The organism is Acidaminococcus sp., assembly GCF_050873445.1.
GTDB lineage: Bacteria > Bacillota > Negativicutes > Acidaminococcales > Acidaminococcaceae > Acidaminococcus.
Genome location: NZ_JBNMIU010000099.1, coordinates 1 through 2,061, shown reverse-complemented (window position 1 = coordinate 2,061; position 2,061 = coordinate 1). Strand labels below are relative to the sequence as shown.

The 2,061-nt window shown below is 52.7% G+C and carries 3 protein-coding genes; all 3 read right to left on the bottom strand.

What is annotated here, in order from left to right; genetic code table 11:
* Positions 1 to 19: 19 nt before the first annotated feature.
* A complete protein-coding gene (locus tag ACR0QW_RS10940; RefSeq protein ID WP_416184043.1) occupies positions 20 to 469 on the bottom strand; it encodes a DUF2634 domain-containing protein in 450 nt (149 codons plus the stop codon).
* Positions 462 to 881 (bottom strand): DUF2577 domain-containing protein, encoded by a 420-nt coding sequence (locus tag ACR0QW_RS10935; RefSeq protein WP_009014535.1) that lies wholly within the window; start codon positions 879 to 881, stop codon positions 462 to 464. The genes ACR0QW_RS10940 and ACR0QW_RS10935 overlap by 8 nt, the downstream gene beginning before the upstream one ends.
* Before the next feature lie 6 nt (positions 882 to 887).
* A partial coding sequence (locus ACR0QW_RS10930) for an XkdQ/YqbQ family protein (RefSeq protein ID WP_432643657.1) occupies positions 888 to 2,061 on the bottom strand: 1,174 nt, incomplete at its 5' end.

Below are 2,061 nucleotides of genomic sequence, written 5' to 3'. Positions count from 1 at the left end.
TGTGCATCAAATAAATTGCTCATGCCTCGCTCCTTCCTGCCGTCACGGTCAATGATTCGTCACTGTAAATGGAAGTGACGTCAACCGTAATGGCCAAATCATCCCGTTCCCGCTTCTCCACCTCGATATGGTTAATGCGGGCAATGTACGGATTCACCATCAATCCCTCACGGATATTCTGGCAAATCCTGTCTGCCGTATACTGGCTGTTTGGCGCTCTCCCCTGATACGGCTCGATGGTAATGCCATAGCTGTCATCATACGCTAAGTACCGGTACCGTTCGGTGAGAAGTGCTTTATAAATCCAGACCTTGAGGGCTTCATTTTCCGTCACCATCAGGTTCTGGCCTTTTTCGTCGTAGCGGAAGCACTGCTTATCAAAGTCATAGCCGTATTCTACGAAAAGAGGCAGCGACTCATTCCGGTTCGCTGCCTGGATGCTGTTCATTGCTACAAAAGGATCAGCCATGGCCATCAATCCTCACAATCTCATCCAAAATAATGTACTGCTGAATCCGGCCATTGATGAGCATGGGCATGATGGCCACGTACATGCCGGGCTTTAGTGTATCCGTATAGATGACGGAATCGGTGTAGTCATTATCGATATCATGATTATGGGACTGGTAAGCTGCATCGCCGCTGCCGCCGGCACGGTTCTGTGTCGCCGATACCAGATGGCCTTTAGCCGTGCGACCATAACCTGCCAGGAGATAATGGGAAATCCACAGCTCCTCTTTCGTCAGGATGATGCCGTTATAGCGTACCTTGATATCTGGCGGCGAAGCCAGGATCTGCCCGATTTGAATGTCCGGGCTATTGCTGCTGCGGCTCACCTGCTCCATCAGATTCAGCAGGCTGATATACGGATTTTTCTGCATCTCCTGTCACCCCCTCGATGTCTTGATGATGGTCGCCGGATAATAGTCGCTCCCCATATCGATGCTGCCTTCGTAGTGATGAAAACAGCCATAGACATTGGAGCTGTTGCCCCAGCAGCCGCCACTTCCGTCATAGACGACAACATGCCAGTTCGGGTCCGGCTTGCTGTAGCGGTTGTACATGATGATGTCGCCCTTTTCGAGCTGCGACGGGTCATAAGGAATAGCCAGGCCCTGTGCTTCTGCATCGGCCCGCAGCTGGTCACAACCTTTCACGCCATTGTTATATTCCTGCGCTGCAAAAGGGGAATAGCCCGCCGCGGCGATGGTCGCCCGGTCGACACAGCCTTCTGAGCCATAGGGAGAAACGGTACCCTCGAAATTGGCCATGCACGCATCGACCACACTGCTGCCAGCCACAGCGCCACCTGTAGAAACAGAAGATGTCGATTCCGTTTCCGCTGGCGGCACATAATCCGGGTTGGCATTGTACGATGTACTGTCCAGTTCCTGTTTCTGCTCATCCAGCAGTTTGTTGAATACCAGATGCAGCTCCATCAGGTGCTTGTTGCCTTCGATTTTATGGCTGTCCGACTTGATGAAGAACTGGCCCTTGAGCTGTTCTTCCTGGACTGAGACAGAAAGCCCAGCGATGCACTGGATATGACCGATGGCCCGGATGGACATGTCATGGGCGACGGTCTTCAGCATGGCCCTTGCCTGCGAGGCATCGTCCTGCTTAGGGTCGGCCTTGCAAATGGCCTGGATGAGACCAAATTTCTGGATGTCTGTAGTATTGGGCAGCTCCCCCTTCGTCTGTCCCGTACTGTCAACGACGACCACTTTCGATACCATGTCTTCCACCGATTCAGAAACAGACGCGCCCGTCAGATTCGTCACATCGCTGATCAGGAAGTCCTCCACCACCTGGTCATTCATGCAGACCACGTTGAGCTTCCCTTCGGTCATGTAGATATGGTATCCCTTGCCATCCTGTGCAGACTGATAGGATAATGCCTGCTTGATAGCCTCCGTAGCCGAGATATCATCGGCAATGAAATTGCAGGTGACGGACAGGTCGGGAATAGTCCCGGCCGGAATAGAAAAGTCATTGATGGTCTGGCGGATGGCGTCGGCCACTGTGACGTTCGTGTACTTCTTGGTTATGCGGGACTTGGCC